Annotated in this window: 21 protein-coding genes and 1 pseudogene; 10 read left to right on the top strand and 12 right to left on the bottom strand. The window is 66.7% G+C overall.

Features of this window, described 5'->3' with window-relative positions; genetic code table 11:
- Window positions 1-586: BsuBI/PstI family type II restriction endonuclease (locus tag QH196_RS28270; protein ID WP_280418887.1), on the top strand; the 586-nt coding region annotated here is incomplete at its 5' end.
- A gap of 134 nt (window positions 587-720) precedes the next feature.
- Window positions 721-981 (top strand): annotated as a pseudogene (locus QH196_RS28265) (MFS transporter); the annotation flags it as partial.
- A 171-nt stretch (window positions 982-1,152) separates the two neighbouring features.
- On the opposite strand, the gene QH196_RS28260 reads toward QH196_RS28265, so the two are convergent.
- The gene (locus tag QH196_RS28260) at window positions 1,153-1,599 is read right to left on the bottom strand and encodes a YybH family protein (protein ID WP_280418886.1); all 447 of its coding nucleotides are present in this window, start codon (window positions 1,597-1,599) and stop codon (window positions 1,153-1,155) included.
- Window positions 1,600-1,675: 76 nt separating this feature from the next.
- Complete coding sequence (locus QH196_RS28255; RefSeq protein WP_280418885.1) at window positions 1,676-2,296, bottom strand: SACE_7040 family transcriptional regulator; 621 nt, start codon at window positions 2,294-2,296, stop codon at window positions 1,676-1,678.
- A 95-nt stretch (window positions 2,297-2,391) separates the two neighbouring features.
- Between QH196_RS28255 and QH196_RS28250 the strand changes: the two genes are divergently transcribed.
- From QH196_RS28250 to QH196_RS28215, 8 genes are all read left to right on the top strand, one after another.
- Window positions 2,392-4,011 (top strand): carboxyl transferase domain-containing protein, encoded by a 1,620-nt coding sequence (locus tag QH196_RS28250; protein ID WP_280418884.1) that lies wholly within the window; start codon window positions 2,392-2,394, stop codon window positions 4,009-4,011.
- Between the two features lie 5 nt (window positions 4,012-4,016).
- On the top strand, window positions 4,017-6,224 hold the full coding sequence (locus QH196_RS28245; RefSeq protein ID WP_280418883.1) for a biotin carboxylase N-terminal domain-containing protein: 2,208 nt from the start codon (window positions 4,017-4,019) through the stop codon (window positions 6,222-6,224).
- Window positions 6,225-6,306: 82 nt separating this feature from the next.
- A complete protein-coding gene (locus QH196_RS28240; protein ID WP_280418882.1) occupies window positions 6,307-7,467 on the top strand; it encodes an acyl-CoA dehydrogenase family protein in 1,161 nt (386 codons plus the stop codon).
- Window positions 7,464-7,994, top strand: a complete 531-nt coding sequence (locus QH196_RS28235; protein ID WP_280418881.1) for a MaoC family dehydratase — start codon at window positions 7,464-7,466, stop codon at window positions 7,992-7,994. The genes QH196_RS28240 and QH196_RS28235 overlap by 4 nt, the downstream gene beginning before the upstream one ends.
- Before the next feature lie 76 nt (window positions 7,995-8,070).
- Window positions 8,071-8,916, top strand: coding sequence for an HpcH/HpaI aldolase/citrate lyase family protein (locus tag QH196_RS28230; protein WP_280418880.1), 846 nt, complete (start codon window positions 8,071-8,073; stop codon window positions 8,914-8,916).
- Window positions 8,917-9,115: 199 nt separating this feature from the next.
- Window positions 9,116-11,059, top strand: coding sequence for an acetoacetate--CoA ligase (locus QH196_RS28225; protein ID WP_280418879.1), 1,944 nt, complete (start codon window positions 9,116-9,118; stop codon window positions 11,057-11,059).
- A 248-nt stretch (window positions 11,060-11,307) separates the two neighbouring features.
- Window positions 11,308-12,348, top strand: a complete 1,041-nt coding sequence (locus QH196_RS28220; RefSeq protein ID WP_280418878.1) for an NAD(P)-dependent alcohol dehydrogenase — start codon at window positions 11,308-11,310, stop codon at window positions 12,346-12,348.
- Between the two features lie 158 nt (window positions 12,349-12,506).
- Window positions 12,507-13,811 carry a TetR/AcrR family transcriptional regulator gene (locus tag QH196_RS28215; RefSeq protein ID WP_280418877.1) on the top strand — a complete coding sequence of 435 codons (1,305 nt, stop codon included), beginning with the start codon at window positions 12,507-12,509 and terminating at the stop codon, window positions 13,809-13,811.
- Between the two features lie 23 nt (window positions 13,812-13,834).
- On the opposite strand, the gene QH196_RS28210 is transcribed toward QH196_RS28215, so the two are convergent.
- From QH196_RS28210 to QH196_RS28165, 10 genes are all read right to left on the bottom strand, one after another.
- Window positions 13,835-14,575: a hypothetical protein gene (locus tag QH196_RS28210; RefSeq protein WP_280418876.1), complete on the bottom strand. Its 741-nt coding sequence runs from the start codon at window positions 14,573-14,575 to the stop codon at window positions 13,835-13,837.
- A gap of 12 nt (window positions 14,576-14,587) precedes the next feature.
- Window positions 14,588-15,769, bottom strand: coding sequence for an MCE family protein (locus tag QH196_RS28205; RefSeq protein ID WP_280418875.1), 1,182 nt, complete (start codon window positions 15,767-15,769; stop codon window positions 14,588-14,590).
- Window positions 15,766-16,851, bottom strand: a complete 1,086-nt coding sequence (locus tag QH196_RS28200) for an MCE family protein (RefSeq protein ID WP_348538113.1) — start codon at window positions 16,849-16,851, stop codon at window positions 15,766-15,768. Before QH196_RS28200 ends, QH196_RS28205 begins: the two co-directional genes overlap by 4 nt.
- A gap of 272 nt (window positions 16,852-17,123) precedes the next feature.
- The gene (locus tag QH196_RS28195) at window positions 17,124-18,224 is read right to left on the bottom strand and encodes an MCE family protein (protein ID WP_280418873.1); all 1,101 of its coding nucleotides are present in this window, start codon (window positions 18,222-18,224) and stop codon (window positions 17,124-17,126) included.
- Window positions 18,221-19,231 (bottom strand): MCE family protein, encoded by a 1,011-nt coding sequence (locus QH196_RS28190; protein ID WP_280418872.1) that lies wholly within the window; start codon window positions 19,229-19,231, stop codon window positions 18,221-18,223. Before QH196_RS28190 ends, QH196_RS28195 begins: the two co-directional genes overlap by 4 nt.
- On the bottom strand, window positions 19,231-20,253 hold the full coding sequence (locus QH196_RS28185) for an MlaD family protein (RefSeq protein WP_280418871.1): 1,023 nt from the start codon (window positions 20,251-20,253) through the stop codon (window positions 19,231-19,233). The genes QH196_RS28190 and QH196_RS28185 overlap by 1 nt, the downstream gene beginning before the upstream one ends.
- The gene (locus tag QH196_RS28180) at window positions 20,253-21,737 is read right to left on the bottom strand and encodes an MCE family protein (RefSeq protein WP_280418870.1); all 1,485 of its coding nucleotides are present in this window, start codon (window positions 21,735-21,737) and stop codon (window positions 20,253-20,255) included. Before QH196_RS28180 ends, QH196_RS28185 begins: the two co-directional genes overlap by 1 nt.
- A 7-nt stretch (window positions 21,738-21,744) precedes the next feature.
- Window positions 21,745-22,608 (bottom strand): ABC transporter permease, encoded by an 864-nt coding sequence (locus QH196_RS28175; protein WP_280418869.1) that lies wholly within the window; start codon window positions 22,606-22,608, stop codon window positions 21,745-21,747.
- Window position 22,609: 1 nt separating this feature from the next.
- The gene (locus QH196_RS28170; RefSeq protein WP_280418868.1) at window positions 22,610-23,470 is read right to left on the bottom strand and encodes an MlaE family ABC transporter permease; all 861 of its coding nucleotides are present in this window, start codon (window positions 23,468-23,470) and stop codon (window positions 22,610-22,612) included.
- Between the two features lie 58 nt (window positions 23,471-23,528).
- A complete protein-coding gene (locus tag QH196_RS28165) occupies window positions 23,529-23,753 on the bottom strand; it encodes a hypothetical protein (protein WP_280418867.1) in 225 nt (74 codons plus the stop codon).
- Window positions 23,754-23,873: the final 120 nt, after the last annotated feature.

Raw genomic sequence — 23,873 nt, 5'->3', positions numbered from 1 at the left:
CGGGACGCCGGACTTCGCTCCGGTGATGTCCGAGTACCTCGACTCGCAACCAGGTCTTGTCACCCTGTATCGCGCCGCACGGGAAGCCACCCGGATCCCGATCACGCTTCCTGGCGGCAAAAAACTCAGCCTGGGTGCCGGTGGCCAAAACGTCCTCATCGAAGCAATTATCTACGACTTCTGCGGTCGCTACGTCCATGATGCCGAGGTCTTGTATATCGGAGACGCCGATTCCAAATTCGCTCATTTCGAGGACAAACGCCTCGCCGAACTCGGTATCACAGTTAATCAACACGGCAAGATGCCGGACCTCGTTGTATACCAGCCATCCACAAACTGGCTCCTACTCATGGAAGCTGTCGGTAGCCACGGCCCGGTTGACGCGATGCGCCGCAGGGATTTATCGGTGCTGTTCGGACGTAGCACGGCAGACCTGGTATTTGTAAGCTGCTTTCCGGATAGGGCCACCATGCGGAAGTACCTCGTAGACCTCGCGTGGGAGACCGAGGCGTGGGTAGCGGATGAGCCGACCCATATGATTCACATGAACGGCGGAAAGCTCCTCGGCCCATATCGGTCGAACTGACCGAGGCGTTCGGGCAACCATATGGCCTCCAATGATCTTCTGTTCCATGCCGCGATCACCGCCGAACTCTCTCGCACCTCGGAATGCTCTGCCGCACAATTTCCGCCGAACAATGAAGTGACAGGGACCATGCGGTCAAGGTTCTGAAGCGGTATCCCCGCGGCGTGCTCACCGCAATGGGCCTGCGCTTCGGCGAAGACATCATGTACTACCTGGTGGTCACCTTCACCATCACATATTTGAAGGTCCAGTAGGATACGGCGACCGACGACATCCTGTGGTGGCTGCTGGCTGCCCACGCCATGCATCTCGCGGTGATCCCGCTGATCGGCGCGCTCACCGACCGGGTCGGCCGGCGTCCGGTCTACCTGGCTGCGGCCGCTGCGGTGACCACGATCGCGGTATCGGTGGCCCGGGAAACCAAGGGTTTCGACCTGGCCGATATCGACAGGGCCGATGCGGCCCGCCGACACCACGACAACCGTCCGGCTCTGACAACCGGCATCACGAGGAACCACTACCGCTGCCGGACGGAGGCGCCGACGCCTGATCATCCGGTCGTTCGCTCAGCTCTGGATCGAGCCCGCGATATTGGTGTTGTGCACCGAGCAGACCCACCAGGTCCGGTCGCGCCGGAGCAGGACCCAGGTGCCTCGGTTGGCGAGCGAGAACTCTGCGGTGTGCAGGGTTTGCTCGACGTTGACGATTGCGTGGTCGGGCGTCAGGAGGCGGAGGGCCAGCAGTTCGAAACGAGCTCGCGCATCAGGGCTTTCACCGAGGCGAGCGCGATGATAGCCGTGCAGCTCATCCCAGCCCCGGAAGATCGCGCCCGCCGGCGTGATGAAGACGACGTCTTCGGTGAACATCCGATCGAACGCCGCCGCGTCCTTCGCCTCCAAGGCCGATTCCAGTTGCCGGAAAAGGGCTTCTATCTCAGCGGTCGTCGCCGCGTCGACACCGGATATTCCGGCTGTCGGCCGGACGCCGGCCGCAGCGTGCTCGAGAGAACTCATTTCTCGCACGCTACCCCGCTGCACGCCGGTCTCCAGAGTGCTCGAAGGCGGCGAGTACGGACGCGGCAGTCAACCACTACTTCGCCGGACCGTCGGCATCGAGTAGCCCGGTCAGTGCGGCCAATGCCATCGACCGCAGTACGGGCCGGGTGCGGTCGCGGGTCGGGCCGGCGCTGTGGGGAGTGGAGTTGAGCAGGCCGAAGACCGCGTGGGCCTGGACGCGGGCGGTTGCCTCGTCCAGCCCCGGGGTCAGTTCGCAGAGGATCCGCACCCAGATCTCCACGTAGCGGCGCTGGGTGCGGCGGATCTCGCGGCGGGCCGGGAGAGGGACATTGTCGAGGTCGCGGTCCTGGATGCGGATGAGTTCGGGATCGCCGAGGGCGAAGTCGAGGTGGAAATCGACCAGGCGGGCCAGGGCATCGGAGGGGCCGGCCGCGTCGGCGGCGACCGCGGTGCCGCCGTCGAGGAGACGGCGGCTGATGCCGACCAGGAGTTCGACCAGTAAGGCCTCCTTGTTGGGGAAATGCCGGTAGACCGCGGGGCCGCTGATGCCGACCGCCGCGCCGAGATCGTCGAGGCGCATACCGAGGTAGCCGCGTTCGGCGATCAGCCGGGCGCCGGCGGCCAGCAATTGGTCGCGGCGCTGCTGTTTGCGCAGCTCCCGGCTGGTCGGGGTGGCAGAATCGGCGCTGGTCACCCGTACTCCTTCGGCATTCTCTGGACAACTCGGTTAGTCAAGATTAACCTGAATTCCAGTTATCAGCGATTAACTCAGATGGGCAGGATCATGTGATGACCCGCACCGCGAGCCCCGCGACCACCACCGGGCCGGCAACCGATAACCGGGCCGCCAATCAGGCCCTGGTCGACGAGTTACGCCGCCGCCTCGCCGAGACGGCCCACGGCGGTCCGGAGAAGGCCCGGCAGCGCCATATCGACCGCGGCAAACTCCTGCCGCGCGACCGGGTGGATCAACTGCTCGACCCGGGCAGCCCGTTCCTGGAACTCTCCCCGCTGGCGGCCAACGGCATGTACGGCGACGAATCGCCGGGTGCGGGCATCATCACCGGTATCGGGCGGGTGGCGGGCCGCGAATGCGTGATCGTCGCCAACGACGCCACGGTCAAGGGCGGCACCTACTACCCGGTGACGGTGAAGAAGCATCTGCGCGCCCAGGAGGTGGCGCTGCACAACAACCTGCCGTGCGTGTACCTGGTCGATTCAGGTGGCGCCTACCTGCCCGAACAGGACGAGGTGTTCCCCGACCGCGAGCATTTCGGCCGGATCTTCTACAACCAGGCCACCATGAGCGCGCAAGGGATCGCGCAGATCGCGGCGGTGATGGGGTCGTGCACCGCGGGCGGAGCGTATGTGCCGGCGATGAGCGATGAGGCGGTGATCGTGCGGGATCAAGGCACGATCTTCCTCGGCGGCCCGCCGCTGGTGAAGGCCGCGACGGGCGAGGTGGTGACGGCCGAGGAGCTCGGTGGCGGCGCCCTGCATTCCCGCACCTCCGGGGTCACCGACCATCTGGCCGACGACGACCGGGATGCGCTGCGGACTGTGCGCCGGATCGTCGGCACGCTCGGCCCCCGGCCCGAACCCGCGTGGGAAGTACGCGCCGCCCGCGAACCCTCCGTCCCCGGCGATGACCTCTACGACGTGGTCCCGGTGGATCTGCGCACCCCGTACGACGTGCGTGAGGTGATCCACCGCCTCGTCGACGCCGATCCCGGCGGCGACATCGGGTTCCATGAATTCAAGGCCGAATACGGCACCACCCTGGTCACCGGTTTCGCGCATATCCACGGACATCCGGTAGGTATTGTCGCCAACAACGGTGTGCTTTTCGGCGAATCCGCCATGAAAGGCGCGCATTTCATCGAACTGTGCGATAAGCGCAGGATTCCGCTGCTGTTCCTGCAGAACATCACCGGGTTCATGGTCGGGCGTGATTACGAGGCCTCCGGTATCGCCAAACACGGCGCCAAGATGGTCACCGCGGTGGCGTGTGCGCGGGTGCCGAAGCTGACCGTGGTGATCGGCGGATCGTACGGCGCCGGGAACTATTCGATGTGCGGGCGGGCCTATTCGCCGCGCTTCCTGTGGATGTGGCCGAACGCCCGGATCTCGGTGATGGGCGGCGAGCAGGCGGCGTCGGTGCTGGCCACCGTGCGCGGCGATCAACTCGACGGCAACGGTCAGCCCTGGAGCGAAGCCGATCAGGAGGCGTTCAAGGATCCGATCCGGCGCCAATACGAGGCGCAGGGCAATCCTTACTATTCGACCGCCCGGCTCTGGGACGACGGGGTCATCGACCCGGCCGATACCCGGACCGTGCTCGGACTGGCTCTCTCGGTGTGCGCGCAGGCGCCGCTGGAACCGGTCTCCTACGGCGTTTTCCGGATGTGATGACGATGCTGAACACCAACCATCCCCTGCCGTTCGACACCGTATTGGTCGCCAATCGTGGTGAGATCGCCGTCCGCGTGATCCGCACCCTGCGCGCCATGGGCCTGCGGTCGGTGGCCGTGTACAGCGATGCCGACGCGCAGGCCGCGCATGTTCAGGCCGCGGATATCGCGGTCCGGCTGGGACCGGCCGCCGCCCGCGACAGCTATCTGAACATCGACCGCGTCGTGGACGCCGCCCGCCGCACCGGCGCCAAGGCCGTGCATCCGGGATACGGATTCCTTTCCGAGAACGCCACTTTCGCGGCCGCACTGGATGCTGCCGGAATCGTTTTCCTCGGGCCGCCCGCCAAGGCGATCGAAATCATGGGCGACAAGATCACCGCCAAGACCACGGTGTCCGCCTCGGGTGTGCCGGTGGTCCCGGGGATCGCCGAACCAGGTCTGACGGATGACCAGCTCATCGCCGCCGCGACCGATATCGGCTATCCGGTGCTGGTCAAACCGTCCGCGGGCGGCGGCGGTAAGGGTATGCGGCGCGTCGACGACCCCGCCGACCTGCCCGCCGCCCTGGTCAGCGCCCGCCGGGAGGCTGCTTCCGCATTCGGCGACGACACCCTGTTCCTGGAGCGGTTCGTCACCCGCCCGCGGCATATCGAGGTGCAGATCCTGGCCGATACCCACGGCACGGTCCTGCATCTGGGTGAACGGGAATGCAGTCTGCAGCGCCGGCATCAGAAGGTGATCGAGGAAGCGCCTTCCCCGTTGCTGGACGCGCAGACGCGTGCCCGAATCGGTGCCGCCGCCTGCGCCACCGCGCGCAGCGTGGACTATGTGGGCGCGGGCACGGTGGAATTCATCGTTTCCGCCGACCGCCCGGACGAGTTCTTCTTCATGGAGATGAACACCCGCTTGCAGGTGGAACATCCGGTCACCGAACTGGTCACCGGGTTCGATCTGGTGGAATGCCAGGTTCGTATCGCCGCCGGGCAGCGGATCCGGCTGCAGCAGGACGATATCCGGCTGCAGGGGCACGCCGTCGAGGCGCGGGTGTATGCCGAGGATCCGGGTCGCGGTTTCCTGCCGACGGGGGGCACCGTTCTCGATCTCCGGGAGCCGGCCGGTCCGGGAGTGCGGGTGGACTCCGGGCTCGCGGTGGGCACGGTGGTGGGCAGCGACTACGACCCGATGCTCGCGAAGGTCATCGCGCACGGCCCCGACCGCGCCGCCGCCCTGGCCGCGCTGGACCGGGCACTCGCCGAGACCGCGGTGCTCGGGGTGCGCACCAACACCGATTTCCTGCGTTTCCTGCTGGCCGACCCCGATGTGGTGGCGGGTCGCCTGGATACCGCGCTGCTGGACCGGCGCGCCGGTGATTTCACGCCGGCCCCGGTGCCCGACGATATTTTCGCGGCCGCCGCCGTGTATCGCTGGCTGCGGCAGTGGCCGCAGGGCTCGGCCGACCCGTGGTCCTTCCCCACCGGATGGCGGGTCGGCGCGGCCGCACCGATCAGGGTCCGGCTGGCCGGTGGTGACCGGACGGTGCACGTCTACCTCACCGGCACTCCCGCCTCCGCCGACCTGCGCGTCGCGGACGCCGAACCGATATCCGTGACAGCGGAACTGGGGCGGGCAGCCGGGCCGGATTCGGACGATTCCGTGCGCACCGTCACCCTCACCTTCGACGGCCTGCGACGCGGTTACCGGGTCGCGGAGTCGGACGGCACCCTCTGGGTGACCGGACCGAGCGGCGTCGCGGCAGTGCGGGAGCTGCCCGAGGAATCGGTCCGGGCCGATGCCGCCGCGGTGCACGATGCCGAGATCCGCAGCCCGATGCCCGGAACGGTGCTCGCGGTCGCCGCGGAAAGCGGCGCGACGGTCGCGGCCGGCGATCCGATTCTGGTGGTCGAGGCGATGAAGATGGAGCATTCGCTCACCGCGCCGCTCGCCGGAACCGTCGAGATCCTGGTAGCGGCCGGCGCTTCGGTGCGGCTCGACGAGGTACTCGCCCGGGTCCACGTCGAGCCCGTCGGAGGCGAATCCGCGGGCGCGGTCCCGGGAGCCGGCGACGACCGATCAGTAGCGTCGGCGGCCATCGGCTCCACCGGGCCGAGCGGCACAGGTCCCCGCACGGAACCCGCCGGGCCGGCATCGAGCAAGAGAACAACCGGTCCCGCACGTTCCGCCGATTACATCGGTGCCGATCCCGAATGATCCCCGTGGGATCGACGACCACAGGGTCGACGCCGGATGGCTCGGCGACCCGGTACCACTCCGAGAACGAAATGAGGCGAAGGTGAGCGATTTCCTGTCCACCGGCACCCTGCCCGACCACTACCGTGACCTTGCGCTGACCGTCCGGGATTTCGCGAACCAGGTCGTCGCGCCCGTGGCGGCGAAACACGATGCCGAACACAGTTTCCCGTACGAGGTCGTTGCGGGGATGGCGAAGATGGGCCTGTTCGGTTTGCCGTTCCCCGAGGAGTACGGCGGGATGGGTGGCGACTATTTCGCGCTGTGCCTTGCCCTCGAAGAACTCGGCAAAATCGACCAGAGCGTCGCCATCACCCTGGAGGCCGGGGTTTCGCTGGGCGCCATGCCGGTCTACCGGTTCGGTGACGAGAAGCAGAAGCAGGAGTGGCTGCCCCGGCTCGCCAGTGGCGAGAAGCTGGGTGCGTTCGGGCTCACCGAACCGGGCGCGGGTAGCGATGCCGGCGGTACCCGCACCACCGCCGTCGAGGACGGCGACAGCTGGATCATCAACGGCAACAAGCAGTTCATCACCAACTCCGGCACCGATATCACCGCCCTGGTGACCGTGACCGCCGTGACCGGGCAGACCGGCGGCAAGAAAGAGATCTCCACCATCCTGGTGCCCGCCGATACCCCCGGCTTCACCGCCGAACCCGCCTACAACAAGGTCGGCTGGAACGCCTCGGACACCCATCCGCTGACGTTCACCGATGTGCGGGTGCCCAAGGAGAACCTGCTCGGCGAGCGCGGCCGCGGCTACGCCAACTTCCTGCGCATCCTGGACGAAGGCCGGATCGCCATCGCCGCGCTGTCAGTTGGTGCAGCTCAGGGGTGTGTGGACGAATGCGTGCGCTACGCCGGTGAACGCGAGGCGTTCGGCCGGACGATCGGCAGCAACCAGGCGATAGCCTTCAAAATCGCCCGGATGGAGGCCCGCGCGCATACCGCCCGCACCGCCTACTACGACGCGGCGGCGCTCATGCTGGCCGGGAAGCCCTTCAAGAAGCAGGCTTCCATCGCCAAACTGGTGGCCAGCGAAGCCGCGATGGACAACGCCCGGGACGCCACCCAGATCTTCGGCGGCTACGGCTTCATGAACGAATACCCGGTGGCCCGCCACTACCGCGACTCCAAGATCCTGGAAATCGGCGAGGGCACCACCGAAGTACAACTGATGCTGATCGGACGGGAGCTCGGACTGTGAGCGGCGAGGACAAGATCACCAAGAAAGTCGAGCACGACACCACCGGCCTGAAACGGGTCGTACAGTCCGGTCTGTGGTTCGAGGAATTGGAAACCGGTGTGCTCTACGAGCACCGGCCCGGCCGCACCATGACCGAAACCGACAACGTGCTGTTCAGCACGCTCACCATGAACAATCAGGGCCTGCATATCGACAAGGCCTACAGCGACGCCCAGGAACCGTTCCACGAGCGGCTGGTGAACTCGCTGTTCACCCTGGGCACCATGGTCGGGCTGGCGGTAGCGCACCTCACCCAGGGCACCACGGTTGCCAACCTCGGGTTCGAGGAAGTGAAATTCCCGGCGCCACTGTTCCACGGCGACACCATCTACGTGGAAACCGTGGTGCTTAACAAGCGCGAATCGAAGAGCCGGCCGGGCCAGGGTGTGGTCACGTTCCGGCATGTGGCGCGCAACCAGCACGGCACCATCGTGGGTATCGCGACCCGGCACGCCATGATCCGAATGCGTCCGGCGGAGCAGGCGTGAACTCCGCGCCGCACCGGACTGTGCGGGACGTGCAGGCGTATCCGGGTAGCGCCCGGGCATACAGGAGGAAGAGCCGGTGACAGTTCCCGATACCCAGTGGCAACCGACCGGACCGGCCTGGCTGTTCTGCCCGGCCGATCGGCCCGAGCGCTACCGCAAAGCCGCCGGCACCGCGGACGTGGTGATCCTCGACCTCGAGGACGGTGTCGCACCGGCCGATAAACCCGCCGCCCGCACGGCACTCACCGAAAACCCGCTCGACCCCGCCACCACCGTGGTGCGGGTCAACCCCGCCGGCACCGCCGACCACGACCTGGACCTACAGGCCCTGCGCAGCACCGCGTACCGGCTGATCATGCTGCCGAAAACCGAATCCGCCGAGCAGGTATCCGGCCTCACCGGGTACGAGGTTTTCGCGCTCATCGAATCCCCGGCGGGAGCGCTGGCCATCGAGTCGATAGCCGCCGCACCCAACACCCTGGGCGTGATGTGCGGGGTCGAGGATCTCGTTGCCGCCATGGGCGGTACCGGCACCCGGCGCCCGGACGGCAGCTACCGGGATGTGGCATTGCATCTGCGCAGCACCGGCCTGCTCGCCGCGAAGGCATACCGGCGGCTCGCCCTGGACATGGTGTACCTGAACATCCGCGACCTCGACGGGTTGCGTGCCGAAGCCGAAGACGCGGTGGCCGTGGGTTTCGATATCAAGGTCGCCATCCATCCCTCTCAGATCCCGGTGATACGCGCGGCCTACGCCCCCTCGGCCGAAGAGATCGCCTGGGCCGAAGGTGTACTCGCCGCCGCCCCGAACCACCGCGGTGTCTTCACCTACGAGGGCCGAATGGTGGATTCTCCGCTACTCCGCCACGCCGAGCAGATACTGCAGCGAGCCGTCCACCGGCCCGCCGGAAATCTCGGCTGACCAGCCAACTATGCCCCGCCACGCACAGGACCTCCGGCGCCCCGGCCCGATGAACCATCGGGCCGTGCCCGGAGGTTTTCACCGGACGTCCCGGTCCGTCTCGGTACGGAAGCCGGCGACGATCCACATCTGTCACCGATACTCGACCTGCGGCGCCCGGCTGGGCAAGGATTACCGATGAACACAGGAGGTTTCTGCGGTGGAACCACAGTGGGTCCCCAGCGCACGTGATATCGCGGACGCCCGGGTCACGGATTTCGCGCGCTTCGTCGAAACGCGGACGGGCACCGAGTTGCCAGATTATCACGCCCTGTGGCGTTGGTCGGTGGACAATATTGCCGATTTCTGGGCGGCGCTCTGGGACTACTTCGATCTCGGGCCCGTCGCGGGCGACGTATTGGCCCGGCCCGATATGCCGGGGGCACAATGGTTTCCCGGGACCACCCTGAACTATGTCGACCGGGTGATCGCGCAAGCCCGCACCGACCGTCCGGCGATAGTGCAGGTCACGGAGGGAACCGAGGATGTCACCGAAACCTCCTGGGCCGAATTGCTCGCCGGCGTGACCGCGTTCGCCCGGACGCTACGTGGACTGGGTGTCCGGCCAGGCGACCGGGTGATCGGTTATCTGCCGAATATCACCGAGACCGTGATCGCCTTCCTGGGCACCGCGGCGGTCGGCGCGGTATGGAGCGCCTGTGGTCAGGACTATTCGGCCAAGGCCGCCCTGGACCGGCTCGGCCAGCTGGAGCCCACGGTGCTGGTCACCGCCGACGGTTACCGTTACGGCGGTAAGGCCCACGACAAGAGTGCAGATATCGCCGCACTGCGCGCCGGGCTGAACACCCTGCGCGCCACCGTTGTGGTCTCCCGGCTGGGGATCGAGATCCCCGACAGCACACCGTGGTCGGTGGCCGCGGACCCGGCCGGGCACACCCTCCCGGAAACCGAAACGGTCGATTTCGCGCATCCCCTGTGGATCGTCTTCTCCTCGGGCACCACCGGACTACCCAAGGGGATCGTGCACGGCCACGGCGGCGTGGTCCTGGAACACCTCAAAGCCGTTGCCCTGCAATCCGATATCGGTCTCGACGATACTTTTCTCTGGTACACCAGCCCCAGCTGGATGATGTGGAACTTCCAGATCGCCGGCCTGCTCACCGGCGCCACCATCGTCTGCTACGACGGCAGCCCCGCCCATCCCCGGCCCGACTCCCTGTGGGAGATCGCCGCCCGCACCCGCACCACGGTGCTCGGCACCAGCCCGGGCTACGTCCTGGGTTGCATCAAAGCGGATTCGGTCCCCGCGACCGATCACGACCTCTCCGCGCTGCGACTCATCGGAATCACCGGTTCCTCGCTCCCGTCCGCGTCCTCGCTGTGGCTGCACGAGAACGCCGGCGGAGTCCCCGTCGCCTCGATCAGCGGCGGCACCGATGTGGTGTCGGCGTTCGCCGGCGGAGTGCGCACTGTTCCGGTGTGGCCGGGCGAGCTGTCGGCGCCGTATCTGGGGGTCGCCTTGGACGCCTACGACGAGGCCGGGCAGCCGGTACGGGACGAGGTCGGCGAACTGGTGGTCACGGCGCCCATGCCGTCCATGCCGATCCGCTTCTGGCGCGACCCCGACGGCACCCGCTACCACGACGCCTACTTCGACACCTACCCCGGCGTATGGCGGCACGGCGACTGGATCACCCGCACCGGCCACGGCAGCGTGGTGGTGCACGGCCGCTCCGATTCCACCCTCAACCGCCACGGCATCCGGATGGGCAGCGCCGATATCTATCAGGCGGTGGAACGGCTACCCGAGATCAGCGAAGCCCTGGTCATCGGCGCCGAACAGCCCGACGGCGGCTACTGGATGCCGCTGTTCGTCGTCCTCGCTCCCGGCGCCGAACTCACCGGCGACCTGCGCGACCGGATCAAGGAGGTGATCCGCACCGAAGTCTCGCCGCGCCACGTTCCCGACGAGATCCTGGCCGCTCCCGCGGTCCCGCATACCCGCACCGGCAAGAAGCTCGAGGTACCGATCAAACGCCTGTTCCAGGGCGCCGACCCGGCGCGGGTGGTGGAACGCAGCGCCGTCGACGACCCCGCCCTACTCGACTGGTACAGCGATATCCGCCCGCCCGGCGGTCGCTGATCGCACACCGGCCACGACCGCATCCGGGATTGGTCGGCGTGGCAGGATCGCGCACGCCCACACGGGCCACGGGACCCACCTCGCCGATCGCGGACCTGGGCATCCTGCCCCGCCGGTAGATCCCATGACCCCAAAATCCACCGGGCGGGTTGGTGTGCGAACTAGCCTGAACCGAGCTGATCCAGAAGCAAGGCCCGCTCCACCTGTACGCACACAGTCGTTCGGCTCAGGGAGAGGACAGGCACGCTATGAAGGCTCTGCAGCATATGGCCGTCGGTGCGGAACCGGAGGTCCGCGAAATTCCCACCCCCGAACCCGGCCCCGGCGAGGTACTGCTCCGGGTGACCGCGGCCGGGGTATGCCATTCCGACGATTTCGTCATGAACAACCCTCCGGAGAGCTTCGGTATCGAGCTCCCGCTGACCCTCGGGCACGAGGGGGCCGGGGAGGTCGCGGCGGTCGGTGCGGGGGTACGGGGGATCGATATCGGAACGAATGTCGTGGTCTACGGCCCGTGGGGGTGCGGTAACTGCTGGTTCTGCGCGCAAGGCCTGGAGAACTACTGTTCCCGTGCGGCCGAGCTGCGTATTCTCCCGCCCGGTCTCGGCGCGCCAGGGGCGATCGCCGAATATCTGATCGTCGATTCGCCTCGCCACCTGGTGCCGATCGGCGATCTCGACCCGGTCGCCACCGTGCCGCTCACCGACGCCGGTCTCACCCCGTACCACGCCATCAAACGCTCACTGGGCAAACTGCGCCCGGGCTCGTGGACCGTGGTGATCGGCAGCGGTGGCCTCGGCCATGTCGCCATCCAGCTGCTGCGGCATCTGACTTCCACGCGGGTGATCGCGTTGGACGTCAACGACGAGAAGCTCGAGTTCGCGCGGTCGGTGGGCGCCCATGAGGCCGTGCTCTCGGATGCGAAAGCCGCGGACAATGTCCGCAAGATCACCGGCCCGGCCGGCGCGAGCCTGGTCCTCGATTTCGTCGGTTTCCAGCCGACCATCGATACGGCGATGGCGGTTGCGGGCGTGGATTCCGATGTGACCATCGTCGGTCTCGGCGACGGTAAATCGGGCGCGCGGATCGGTTTCGGCGTCAGCCCGTACGAGGCGACCGCCACCGCGCCGTACTGGGGCGCCCGCGCCGAACTGATCGAGCTCATCGATCTGGCGCATGACGGTGTCCTCGATATCGCCGTCGAACGGTTTTCCCTGGACGATGCGCCGGAGGCCTACCGCCGGCTCGCTGCCGGAACTCTGCGCGGACGGGCGGTGATCGTGCCGTAACCGCAGCCGAGCAGCAACGACCACCGAGTTCGCGACAGGTCACCGCCCGTCGCGAACTCGCCCACCGGCGGTGCGCGCGGCCCGACCAGGGCGGAATACCTCCCTGACCGGGGGGGTGCGCGGCATGGACGCCGGTCGGCCGACGATAGGATTACGGGATGAGCGTCGACAACAGCCGGGCCCGGCCGTCCACGCCCGCGGTACGCGTGCGCGGCCGCGACGACCTGGCCGGAGACGGCGCCGACGCCCGCAAGAACACGGGTGATCTGCCCGCGCGCCCGGTGCGGCGCCGGCCGAAGAACCGGCGGGCGCAGATCGCCGCCGCGGCGGCCAATGCCTTCGGGTCCCTCGGCTACCACGGCGTGAGCATGGAGGATATCGCCGGCGGCCTGGGGATCAGTTCGGCCGCACTGTATCGGCATTATCCGAGCAAGTACGCGCTGTTCCAGGAGGAATCGCTGCGGGTCGGCCAGGCGATGGCCGAATCCGTCCGGTTACCGGCCGACGCTGCGGACCTGCCGCCGCAGCAGGCGCTGCAACAGGTACTCGAGGCGTTGAGCGCGGTCACCGTCGCCAATCGGGCCAGTGTCGCGCTGGTGCGCTGGGAGGGTCGCTATCTGGAGCCGGCGGATCGGGAGGTCCGCGCCGAACAGCAAGCGGTGGTGCTGGACGCTCTGGAGAGCCGGCTCGCCGCGTACTCCCCCGGTCTGCGCAACGGCGACCGCAAGGTTCTGGCGATTTCACTGCTGTCGGCCATCACGAGCATTGCCGATCACCATGCGGCACTCCCCACCAAACCGCTTGTCGCCCTGCTTGTTTCGATCTGCACCGGCCTGGCCGACGTCACCCTGCCACCGCCGGTGGATATCGCGCCCACGCCGCCGGTGGAAATACCGGAATCGTTCAAACACGAACTGCTGCTGCGCAAAGGTGTGGAGCTGTTCCATGCCCGCGGCTATCCGAATGTGAGTGTGGAGGATATTGCCACCGCCGCCGGGCTTTCCGCGGCGTCGGCGGTGTATCGCTTCTATCGCGGGAAGAGCGATCTGCTCACTGCCGCGTTCCGGCGCGCCGCCGAACGGGTATCGAGCGCCATCGGCCCTGCCGTGGCATCCGCTGCCGGTCCGCGGGAGGCGCTGGATTCGCTGATCGACCAGTATGTGGCCGGTTCGTTCGCCGAACGGGAACTCACCTTCGTGTACTACACCGAGTTCCAGCACGTCCCCGCCGAGGAACGCGCCGCGCTGCGCAACGTTCAGCGGCTCAGCGTGGACGAATGGGCCCGGCTGGTACGCCAGGTCCGGCCCGACCTGTCCGGTCCGCAGGCGCGCTTCCTGGTGCACGCCGCATTCGCCCTGGTCGTCGATCTCGGGCGGTCCTTCGGCACCGTCCCCATCGCCTCCCAGGAGCGGGTCACGCTGCTCATGCAGACCGTCCTGTACGGCCACCCAGCCGGAAGCTGAGCCCGGCCGGGTGGCCGTGCCGGTTACTGCAGCGGCTTGTCCAGCGGTGAGGTCATCTGATCGACCAGCCAGCGGCCGTCGGTTTTCTGCATCCGCATCACCATGGCCAGCTGCCCCGGCGCGGGCTGCCCCTGGGTGCCCAGACTGGTGATGGTCTGCCCGATCACCACCACGACCTCCGCGGAGCCGGTGTCCGCGGTCTTCACTGCGCACTGGATATCCCCGGCCGTCGAAACGACTTGACCGGCCGCCAGAGCCTCCCGGAGTTCGGTGGTGGTGGTCTCGAATTCCTTCTTCCAGTCGCCGGTGGCGCCGTCGAGGACAGCCGAGAAGTACGGTTCCAGATTCTTCGCGTCGTAGTTGGCCAGCACCGGTGCATACCGGCATGCCGCCTGCCGGACCTCGTCGTAGGCGGCCAGCACTTCGGCCTTGTCCCGCTCCTCCACGTACAGATACCCCGCGATACCCACCGCACCGATCAGCAGGAGAACCGCCGCAGCCAGCGCCCCGAGCAATACGCGCGGCCGCGATCCCGAGCCGCCGGCCCGGTCGGATCCTGTGGTCATATCCGTTTCGGACGGCGTGGTCGCCGAGCTCGCGGAATCCGCGGTCTTCCCGCCATCTTCCGAGGGGACTTCCGCTCCTGTGGTCGTATCGTCCGGAGCCGCGCTCGTCGCCGCAATGTCGGCGGGTGTTTCGCCCGGCGCCGGTTTCGCCTCGTCGTCCGGCTTTCCGGCGGCGGGTCCGGCGGGCTTATCGGTCATTCTCGTCTTCTCCTAACGACCCGGGATGGGACGGGACAGTTCGTTACCGGTGACTCCCGGTGGCGGGCCGGCGGTGTTGTCGGGAACATTCGGCCGTGGCGCATTAGCCGAACCACGCACCTGCAGGGCCGGATCGTTGGTGACGCAGTAGTTGTACAGGCGCACCCGGGTATCGGCGACCGGTTCGGTGGGCGCCAATGGAATGGTGTTGTACTCGCAGGTGGGTCGCGGCCAGATATCGACCAGGGTGTGGAACATCCCGTCGTGTACCGGCACATTCAGTGCTGAAGTCCCCGCCCGTAATGCCGGGAACAGGGCCGCGATCGCGGGCCGGCGTAGTTTCGCGGCCCGGGTGATGGCGACGAAATTGGTGACCAGATTGGTGATCGGGTCCTGGGTTTCGTCGATGAAACCACCGAGCGTGGCGAGCTGCCCGGGCGCCAGGTCCAGGAGTTGCCGCACCTCCTGGTCCGCGGCGGTCAGCTGCTGGAACAGGGCGCTCGCCGAGCCCGTCAGGGTGCCGAGATCGGGTTGCGCATATTGCGTGGTTTCCGCGATCACCGTGAGGTTCTCGATGAGCTGCCGGGTCTGCGGCAGCAGATTCTCCAGTCCCGCCATCGCCCGGCTGATCCCGGAGATCATATTGCGCAACCGGTCCGGTCCCCCGGCCAGCGCCTTGTCCAGTTCGTCCACGATCACTGTGAGCCGGTCGGGGTTGAGACCGCTGATCATGGCGCTCATATTCGACAGCAGCGAATGCACCGTCACCGGGATATGGGTGCGCTCGACCGCCACCCGGTCACCGTCGCGCAGGTAGGGACCGGTATCGGAGTCCGGCCGGAAGTCCAGGTACTGCTCTCCCACCGCGGACAGCCGCCCGACCACCACCGTGCCGCCGACCGGAATCTGCACCCCGGCGTCGATTTCGGCGACCGCTTCGATCCCGGTATCGGATACCCGGACATCGGCCACCCGCCCCACCCGGGTGCCGCGGAAGTTCACATCGTGATCGGCCAGCAGCCCACCCGACCCCGCGAGTTCCACGGTCACCCGGTAGGTGCTGTTGGGTAGCAGGTTGATTCGCAGCACCTCCGCGCCGAGGTATCCGCACCCGGCGATCAGCACCACGACGAGTCCGATATTCGCGACCCTGATCCGATGCCGGACCAGCCAGTTCCACAACGGAATATTCATCGCGGCCCCTCCTGCGGTGCCGGGGCGGGCTGCGGCGGGCTGGTCAACCGGCCCTGGATCTTCTGCAACACCTGAGTGAGGCTGCCGATGAAGGCCGGCACATCGGTGCCGTCGGGCAGCCGGCTCTTCGTCGGATCGGTGAGCGCACCGATACTCAGGTAGGAGACCCGCGCCGCGACCGCCAGCGTCGGTCCTTCGAAGGACTGTTCCAGCGAGGGATACAAGGCGTGCAATCCGTCCAGCGTCTGCCGCAGGTTATCGCCCATGGCCGTGAATCCGCCCATGAGCCGGCGGATACTGTCGAACAGGCTGATGAATTCGGGGCTGGTCGTATCGGTGAAATCGCCCAGCGCCGACATGGTCACCGAGATCTTCTGGATCAGTGCGGTGATATCGCGGTTGTTCTCCGCGACCAGCCCCAGCAGATCGGGGAATGCGTCCGCGGCCTGTCCCAATTCCTGTTTCCGCGCGGCCAGTTCACCGGTGAGCACGTTCACGCCGTGCAGCACACTGTCGATATCAGCGGTCCGTGCGTTCAGAGCGCTCAGCACCTGAGTCATTTCGGTGATCAGATGCGCCAGTTGCGGTGCTCGCCCGGCGAACATCGAATCCATTTCGGCGGTGATCCGGGCCGCCTGATTCAAACCACCGCCGTTGAGCAGCATCGATACCGACACCATGAGCTCTTCGACCGAGGCGCCGGCACCGGTGTGGTCGGTATCGATGACATCGCCTTCACCGAGCAGAGGCGCGTCGGGGTCCTCCCGCGGGAGAGTCATGGCGATGAAGACATCACCGAGCGGGGTGGCCTGCCGCAGTTCGGCGGTGGTCCCGCGCGGCAGCCGGATATCCTCGCGGATCAGCAGGTTCACATCCGCCACGAAATCGGTGGTGGAGATATCGGTGACCACCCCGATATCGGTGCCGCCGATCTTCACGTGCGCCCGGTCGGGCAAATTCAGCGCGTCCTCGAACCGGGCCCGCACCGTATATCCAGGACCACCGATCCCCGGCTCCGGCATCGGCACATTCTGAACCGTCACCGCTCCGCACCCCGAAACCACGAGCACCCCCGCCAACATCAGAGCAACAAGCCCACCCCGTATTCCCATACCTTTGGTCGGTCGCATTACCGGGCGGGGCCCGCCCGGTTCTGGAGCGACCAGAGGGAGGGAGCGCAGCGACCGACCGGCGGGAGTGAAGAACCGGGTTAATAGGGCCCCGCCCTCGAGACGCGGAGCGTCTCCAAAATTACAGCCCGCCCTTTCACGACTGGTCCACCCAGGCCCTTCACAGTCGGCCCACACCGCTCGCACGTCCCCGCTCCGCCGAATACATGCCGAGAAAATCCATCTCATTGCGTCAACCCCAGCAGTGCGGCGGTGATCCCGAAATCGGGACCGAAATCCTGGACCCGGCCGGTGCGGCACCCGTCGGCGCGTAGCTGGATCCGTTCGCAGAAGGTGGACAGCACCTCGTTGTCCAGCAGAGACTTGTCCAGTAGCGCGTGCACCCGGAAGGCCCGGTGTTCGTGGCTCACGCCGTTGGCGAGGTTTTCGAAGAACAGCGGGCCCACGTCCACCAGTTCGGTGAGTCCGCGAGCGTTGGCCCGCATCTGGCCGGTGATGGTGACGAACCGCTCCAGCGCACCCGCGAGCTGATCGCGGTTCTGCCCGACCAGGGTCGAGGTGTTGGTGACGAAATCGTTCAACTGCACGAGCACCGCGTGCAGACCCGGCGACTGTTCGCCCATCAACTGCACGAGTTCGGTGAGCCGGGCGCTGAAATCGCGGACGGTCTGGTCGTTCTGGGCGACGACCTGGGTGATTTCGTTCAACTTGATGATGGTGTTGGCGATCTGGTCCTTGTTGGCGAAGGTCACCTCGAATGCGGCGGACAGATCGTCGAGCGTTTCGCGGAGCCGGTCACCGTTGCCTTCGAGCAGCGGGAACAGTACCCGGCTGGCCAGCGGTCCGACCTCGTTGTCACCTTTGAGCGCGGCGCCGAGCTGATCGAAGTTCTCCAGGATCCGGTCGAGTTCCACCGGCACCCGGGTGCGTTCGAGGGGGATATGCGCACCGTCGGTGAGTGTGGGTCCGTTACCGCTGTAGGCCGGCGCGAGTTCGACGTGCCGGTTGGTGATCAGCTGCGGGGAGATCAGCGCGGCCATCGCATCGGCCGGTACCTCGACATCCTTGTCGAGAGCCATGGTGACCTCGACATAGCTTCCGCGTGGGGTCACGGTTTCCACCCGGCCCACCGGAACGCCGAGCACCGCGACCTCGTTACCGGCGTACAGACCGGCCACATTCTCGAAATCGGCGCTGACCCGGATATGTTCGCCCAGATATTGTTCCGGCAGCCCGGCGATACTGTCGGGCAGTACCGAACAGCCGGCCGCGCAGAGTCCGGCGATTCCGGCCGCGACCACGCGCGCGATCCTCCGCAGCCTCATTTGCCACACCCCTCGACGACCTGCGCGAAGCACAGCCAGTTGTCCGGTAGGAGCCAGGGCGCCCACACATCGGCGTAGGGCCCGTTGCCCAGCACATTGTTGAACTGCCGCAGGGTGACCGGCATGATCTCGTACAGCCGGTCCAGATTGTCCTTGTTCTTCTCCAGGCCCTGCGTCATGGTGTCGAGGTTCTGGATCAGCGGGCCGAGCTGGCCGTTGTTCTCCAGTCCCATATCCCGCAGCAGGCTCGACAGCGCGGCAACGTTGTCCAGCAGCCGGCGCAGCATGTCCTGGCGTACGGCCACCGCGTTGCCGATCGCCTCACCGCGGGTGAGCAGCATGAGCACACTGTTCTGGTTATCGGCCACCAGCTGCGATACCTGGTCCATGCTCTTGAGCAGCACGTCGACCTCGTCGCGCCGGGCGTTGATCACCTCGGCCAGCGAGCCGATCGAATCCAGGGCGGTCACCGCGAGTTCCGGCGAATCACCCATCTGCTGGGAGAACACGTCCAGGGCCTGCCGCAGTTTGCCGGGGTCGATCCGCTCGATTCGCTCGAACGACGATTTGTAGGTCGGGTCCTGGATCACTTTGGCCAGGTTGTACGGAACGGCGGTATTGGCCAGCGGAATGCGGTTGTCCGCCGATTCCGCGCCCGCGCCCGGGATCAGTTCGATATGCAGCCGGCCGAGAATCGTGGACATCTTGATCGCCGCGCGGGCATCGGTGGCCACCCGGATATCCCGGCTGATCTTCATCTCGACCTCGACCTTGTCGCCGGCCAGCCGCACCGCGCGCACCTCGCCGACCTCGATACCCGACACATCCACCGTGGCGCCGGCCCGCATGCCCGCGGCCTGCGCGAACTCCGCGACCACGGTTTTGTCGGTGAACCGCATCTGCGAGATCACACTGGATCCGATGAGCAGCAGTGCCACCGCGGCCGCGGCGATCAGCCCCTGCCACAGGAAGCGGTTCTTCGCGAACGGTATTCGTAATCTCGCCATCAGCGGCACACCTCCGATTGCGAATCGCCACCGATCTGGGAGAACAGTCCGGGCGGGAACAGCACACCCCACAGCGAAACGTCCAGGTTGCAGATATAGGCGTTGCCGTAGGCGCCGTAACCGGTGAACCGGGCCAGTCCGTTGAGGACGGTCGGCAGTTCGATCGCCGCCTGGTCCAGCGCGGCGCCGTTGAGCAACAGCAGTTCCACCGCGGTGGTCGCCTCGTCCTGCGCCAGCGCGATATCCGGTTTGACCGTGCTGATCAGGTTGGTCAGCGAATCGGTGGAACGCGCCACGGTATCCACCGATGCCTTCAGGGTCTCGCCCTCGGCGTACAGCGCATCCATCAGGCCTCTGGTCTGGGTTATCAGTGTTTCCAGTTCCTGGCTGCGATTGGCCAGCCCGGCGATCACACTGCTCAGGTTGGTGATCACCGCGCCCAGGATCTCGTCGCGCTGCCCGAAGGTGGTGGCCAGTTCCGCGGCCTGGGTGATGAGGGCGCTCAGCGAGACCCCGTCACCCTGTAACGCCTGGACCAGCGTGTCGGACAGGGAATTGATCTGATCCGGTTGCAGCACGCTGAACAGTGGTTCGAACCCGGACAGCAGCGCCGAGACGTCGAAGGAAGGTTCCGTGCGCTCCACCGGGATATGCCAGCCCGGCGCGACTTCCACACCTTTCTCCTCGCCGGGCAGCAGCGCGATATACCGCTGCCCGATCAGGTTCTGGTACCGCACGAGCGCCTTGGTGGTGTCGGTGAGCCGCTGCCGTTCCTCGATACGCAGCACCAGCCGGGCCTTGTAGTCCGGTTCGAATTCGATCGCATCGACCCGGCCCACCCGCACGCCGGCCATTCGCACATCGTCACCGACGCGGACACCCATCACATCGGTGAAAGTGGCCGAATAGGTTTCCGTGTCCCCCGGCACCGACCGTTGCAGCGTGGACCAGATGGTGTAGGTCAGCACGATCGCGATAACCGCGAAAATACTGAAACCGGCTATTGTCCGCGCCAGGCGCATCAGGCGGCCCCCTCGGAATAGACGTCGATCGTGCCACCCGCCAGCACCGGTGTGAGCAGCAGTAATTCGGATGTGGTGGGTTGGCGGCCGAGCAGCGCGGCGACGGCGGCGTGCCCGCGCAACTGGGCGATCGGCTGACCGGCCGGCGCCGCCGCGGGCGCCGGCCGACCCGGCGGTGCAGGCTGTCCGGGCAGGGCAGGCTGTCCGGGCGGGGCAGGCGATTCCGCGGGCGCCGGGAACAAGGGAACGGTGATTCCCGGGATAGCAGGCAAGCCGGGCAGTGCCGGCAACCCCGGGATCTGCGGTAGCGCGGGAGTCGGCACGGGTACCGGCGGCGCGGGTAGCTGCGGTTTCGGTCCCGCACTCGGCAACCAGCCGGGCAGCAGGTTCGGCGGGTACTGCTGCACCGGCGCGACCTGCGGAACGGACGGACCACCGCAGCGCGGACCGGCCATCTCCCCGTAGCGGGGGCAGTCCTTCGCCGTGTACTGCTGGAACGGCGTGAACGACACATCCAGGCTCCAGCGCATCTGCCGCTGCGCGCCCCAGCCGAACGCGCCCGACAGCTTCCCGAGTGCCGCGTTGAGGTTGGCCACCGACGTCGGGATCGCCTCCGGATCCTGTGCCAGCGAGCCGAACAGGCCGTCGAGTCCGGGCACCAATTCCTTGGCCGCGTCCGGGTTCCGCGCGAACAGGCTGTTCACCGAGTCCACCGCCCCACTGGCGTTGGCGAGCATGGTGATGAGGTTTTCCCGGCGTTCGGTGACGGTGCGCGCGGTGGTCACCGATTCCGAGAGCACACCCACCAGCTCCGGCGCCGATTCGCTCAGTGCGCTGGTCGCGCGGCCCAGGTCACCGAGCAATTCCCCGACGCCGTCGATAGCGCGTACCTCGGTGACCCAGGTGTCCAGCCGTTCGATCGTCGAGCCCGGCGCACGTGCCCCGGGGTCCAGCGCTTCGGAGAACGTGGCCAATACCCGGCCCAGCTTTTCCGGCTGCATCTTCTCCAGCACGTCACGCAGCACGGTGAGTGTGGTCTGCAATTGGACCGTGCCCTCGCTGGTGTCCTCGGCGATCTCGGCGCCGGCGGTCAGGCGGCCCGGTGTGCTGCCGTTGTCGACGAGTTCGATACCGGTGACCCCGAACAGGTTGTTCGGGATCACCCGTGCGGTGACATTGTCCGGAATAGTCGGCGCGATCCGGGAATCCAGATCGATCGCCACCTGCTGCCGTTTTCCGGCGGCCACCACATCCACGGCGGATACCGCCCCGACCACCATGCCCCGGAACTTCACATCCGCGCGCTCCGGCAGTCCGTCGCCGGTACTGGTGAGCACCGCCCGCACCTGGACACGGTCCTCGAAACGCCCCGTATACCGCAGCCCGAGCAGACCCAGCAGCACCGCCAGCACGGTCAGCATCACCAGACCCGCCACGGTCATATGCCACGGCCGCGGCCCCCGGCCGCTGTGATCGATGATCATCGACACCTCACCCCGAAATCCGGAAGCCGGGGTCGATGCCCCAGATCGCCAGTGTCAAGAACAGATTCGCGAACACCATCACGACGATCACCATCTTGATCGCCTGCCCGGCCGCCACCCCGACCCCTTCGGGACCGCCCGCCGCGAAGAAGCCGTGGTAACACTGGATGAACGTGGCCAGCAGCACGAACACCACGACCTTGAGCAGCGAGAAGAACAGGTCCGGGCCGAGCAGGAACTGGTAGAAGTAGTGGTCGTAGGTGCCCGCGGAGGTACCGCCCAGCACCAGCACCGACAGTTTCGTGGCCAGATACGCCACCGCCAGGCCCACGCTGTAGAGCGGAATGATGGTCAGGGTCGCCGCGATCATCCGGGTGGTCAGCAGATACGGCAGCGGTCGGATGGCGATGGATTCCAGCGCGTCGATCTCCTCGGCGATCCGCATGGACCCCAGCTGCGCGGTGAACCGGCAGCCTGCCTGGATCGCGAAGGCGAGTGTCGCAAGAATCGGCGCTAACTCCCGGGTGGTTGCGAACCCGGATATCGCGCCCGTGAGCGGACCCATGGTCAGCAGGTTGAGCGCGCTGAACGCCTCCATTCCCACGGTGATTCCGCCGAAACCGCACAGAATGATCACCACGCCGACCGTGCCGCCGCCCACGACCAGCGATCCGTTGCCCCACCCGACATCGGCGGTCAACCGCAGAACTTCCTTGCGATAGTGCTTCAGTACGAACGGGATCGCGATCAGCGCCTGGACGAAGGTGATCCCCTGGTGGCCCAGCCGCCGGTTCGCGTCCACCGGTACCGCCGCCGCGGAGGCCACCATCCGGACCGGTTTGAGCGCCGGCGGCGTATAGGGAGTGCCCACGTCAGATCACCTTCGTCGGGAAGACGGTGTTGTACACCTGCGTGATGATGATGTTGGTGGCGAACAGCATCAGCGCCGACGACACCACCGCCGAGTTCACCGCATTCGCCACTCCGCCGGGCCCGCCTTTGGCGTGCAGGCCGATATCGCAGGCGATGATCGCCGTCAGCACCCCGAAGACCGCCGATTTGACCAGTGCCACCGCCATATCGTTGGCCACCGCGAAGGAGGCGAATGAGCCGATGAACGATCCCGGCGTACCGGATTGGGCGTAGACGTTGAACATATAGGCGGTCGCGAATCCGACGAATACGATGAACCCGCACAGCAGCATGCTCACCACCACGGCCGCCACCAGCCGTGGCGCCACGAGTCTCCGGACGGGGTTGACCCCCATCACCATCATCGCGTCGATTTCTTCCCGGATGGTGCGCGAGCCGAGGTCGGCGCAGATGGCCGAACCGACCGCACCCGCGATCATCAGCGAGGTCACCAGCGGGGCGCCCTGGCGGATGATGCCCAGGCCAGCGACCGCGCCGATGAACGTGGTGGCGCCGACCTGGTTGACCAGCGCACCGATCTGGATGGACACCACGACCGCAATCGGCATGGCGACGAAAATGGTGGGCGCGGCCGACACATTCGCCATGAACCCGCACTGTTTCGCGAACTCGGCGAAGGGGAACCGGCGGGCCGCGATGGATTTCAGTGTCTCCACCACGGCTTCCCGGCCCAGGGTGACCTGGCGGCCGAGGGTTTCCAGGGACCGTTGGGGGTGGCGCTGCCAGAGCCCCTTCAGATCGTCGAGTGCTTGTTCGAGGTCGGTGCGCTGCTGCGGCTCGTTCTTTCCGGTGGTCACCATGGCATTTCCGGTCCGGTCGTATCGAGGTCACGGTCGATGAGCCATACCAGCGCCATCATCAGGTCATCGTCACGTTCGAGAAGAGGAGCACCGGCCAGCACACGATGGAGCCCAGGAACGAAACGATCACGTCCAGACCGTGCATCTCGCGGAGATGCGAGGTGTGGGTGAGCGACCAGACGATTCCGATGATTCCGTAGGGGATTCCGAGGATGATGAGGGTGCCGAGGAACTCCGACACCTTCATCTCATAGCTGAATATGCGATCCAGCCGTTCGAGCATGCTGGGCTCCTTCCTTGTCCGGCCGCTACGCGCCCTCCCCACCGGGGAACGTCTGAGACGGCCGGGTTGGAGCGGTATGTTACGCACGATTCACGCCGTGGCGGAAGGTTTTCGCAAAGA

Origin of the sequence: Nocardia carnea (assembly GCF_029868325.1) — a bacterium.
GTDB lineage: Bacteria > Actinomycetota > Actinomycetes > Mycobacteriales > Mycobacteriaceae > Nocardia > Nocardia carnea_C.
The sequence above is the reverse complement of the archived record's forward strand: the minus strand, read 5'-3'. Positions and strand labels throughout refer to the sequence as shown.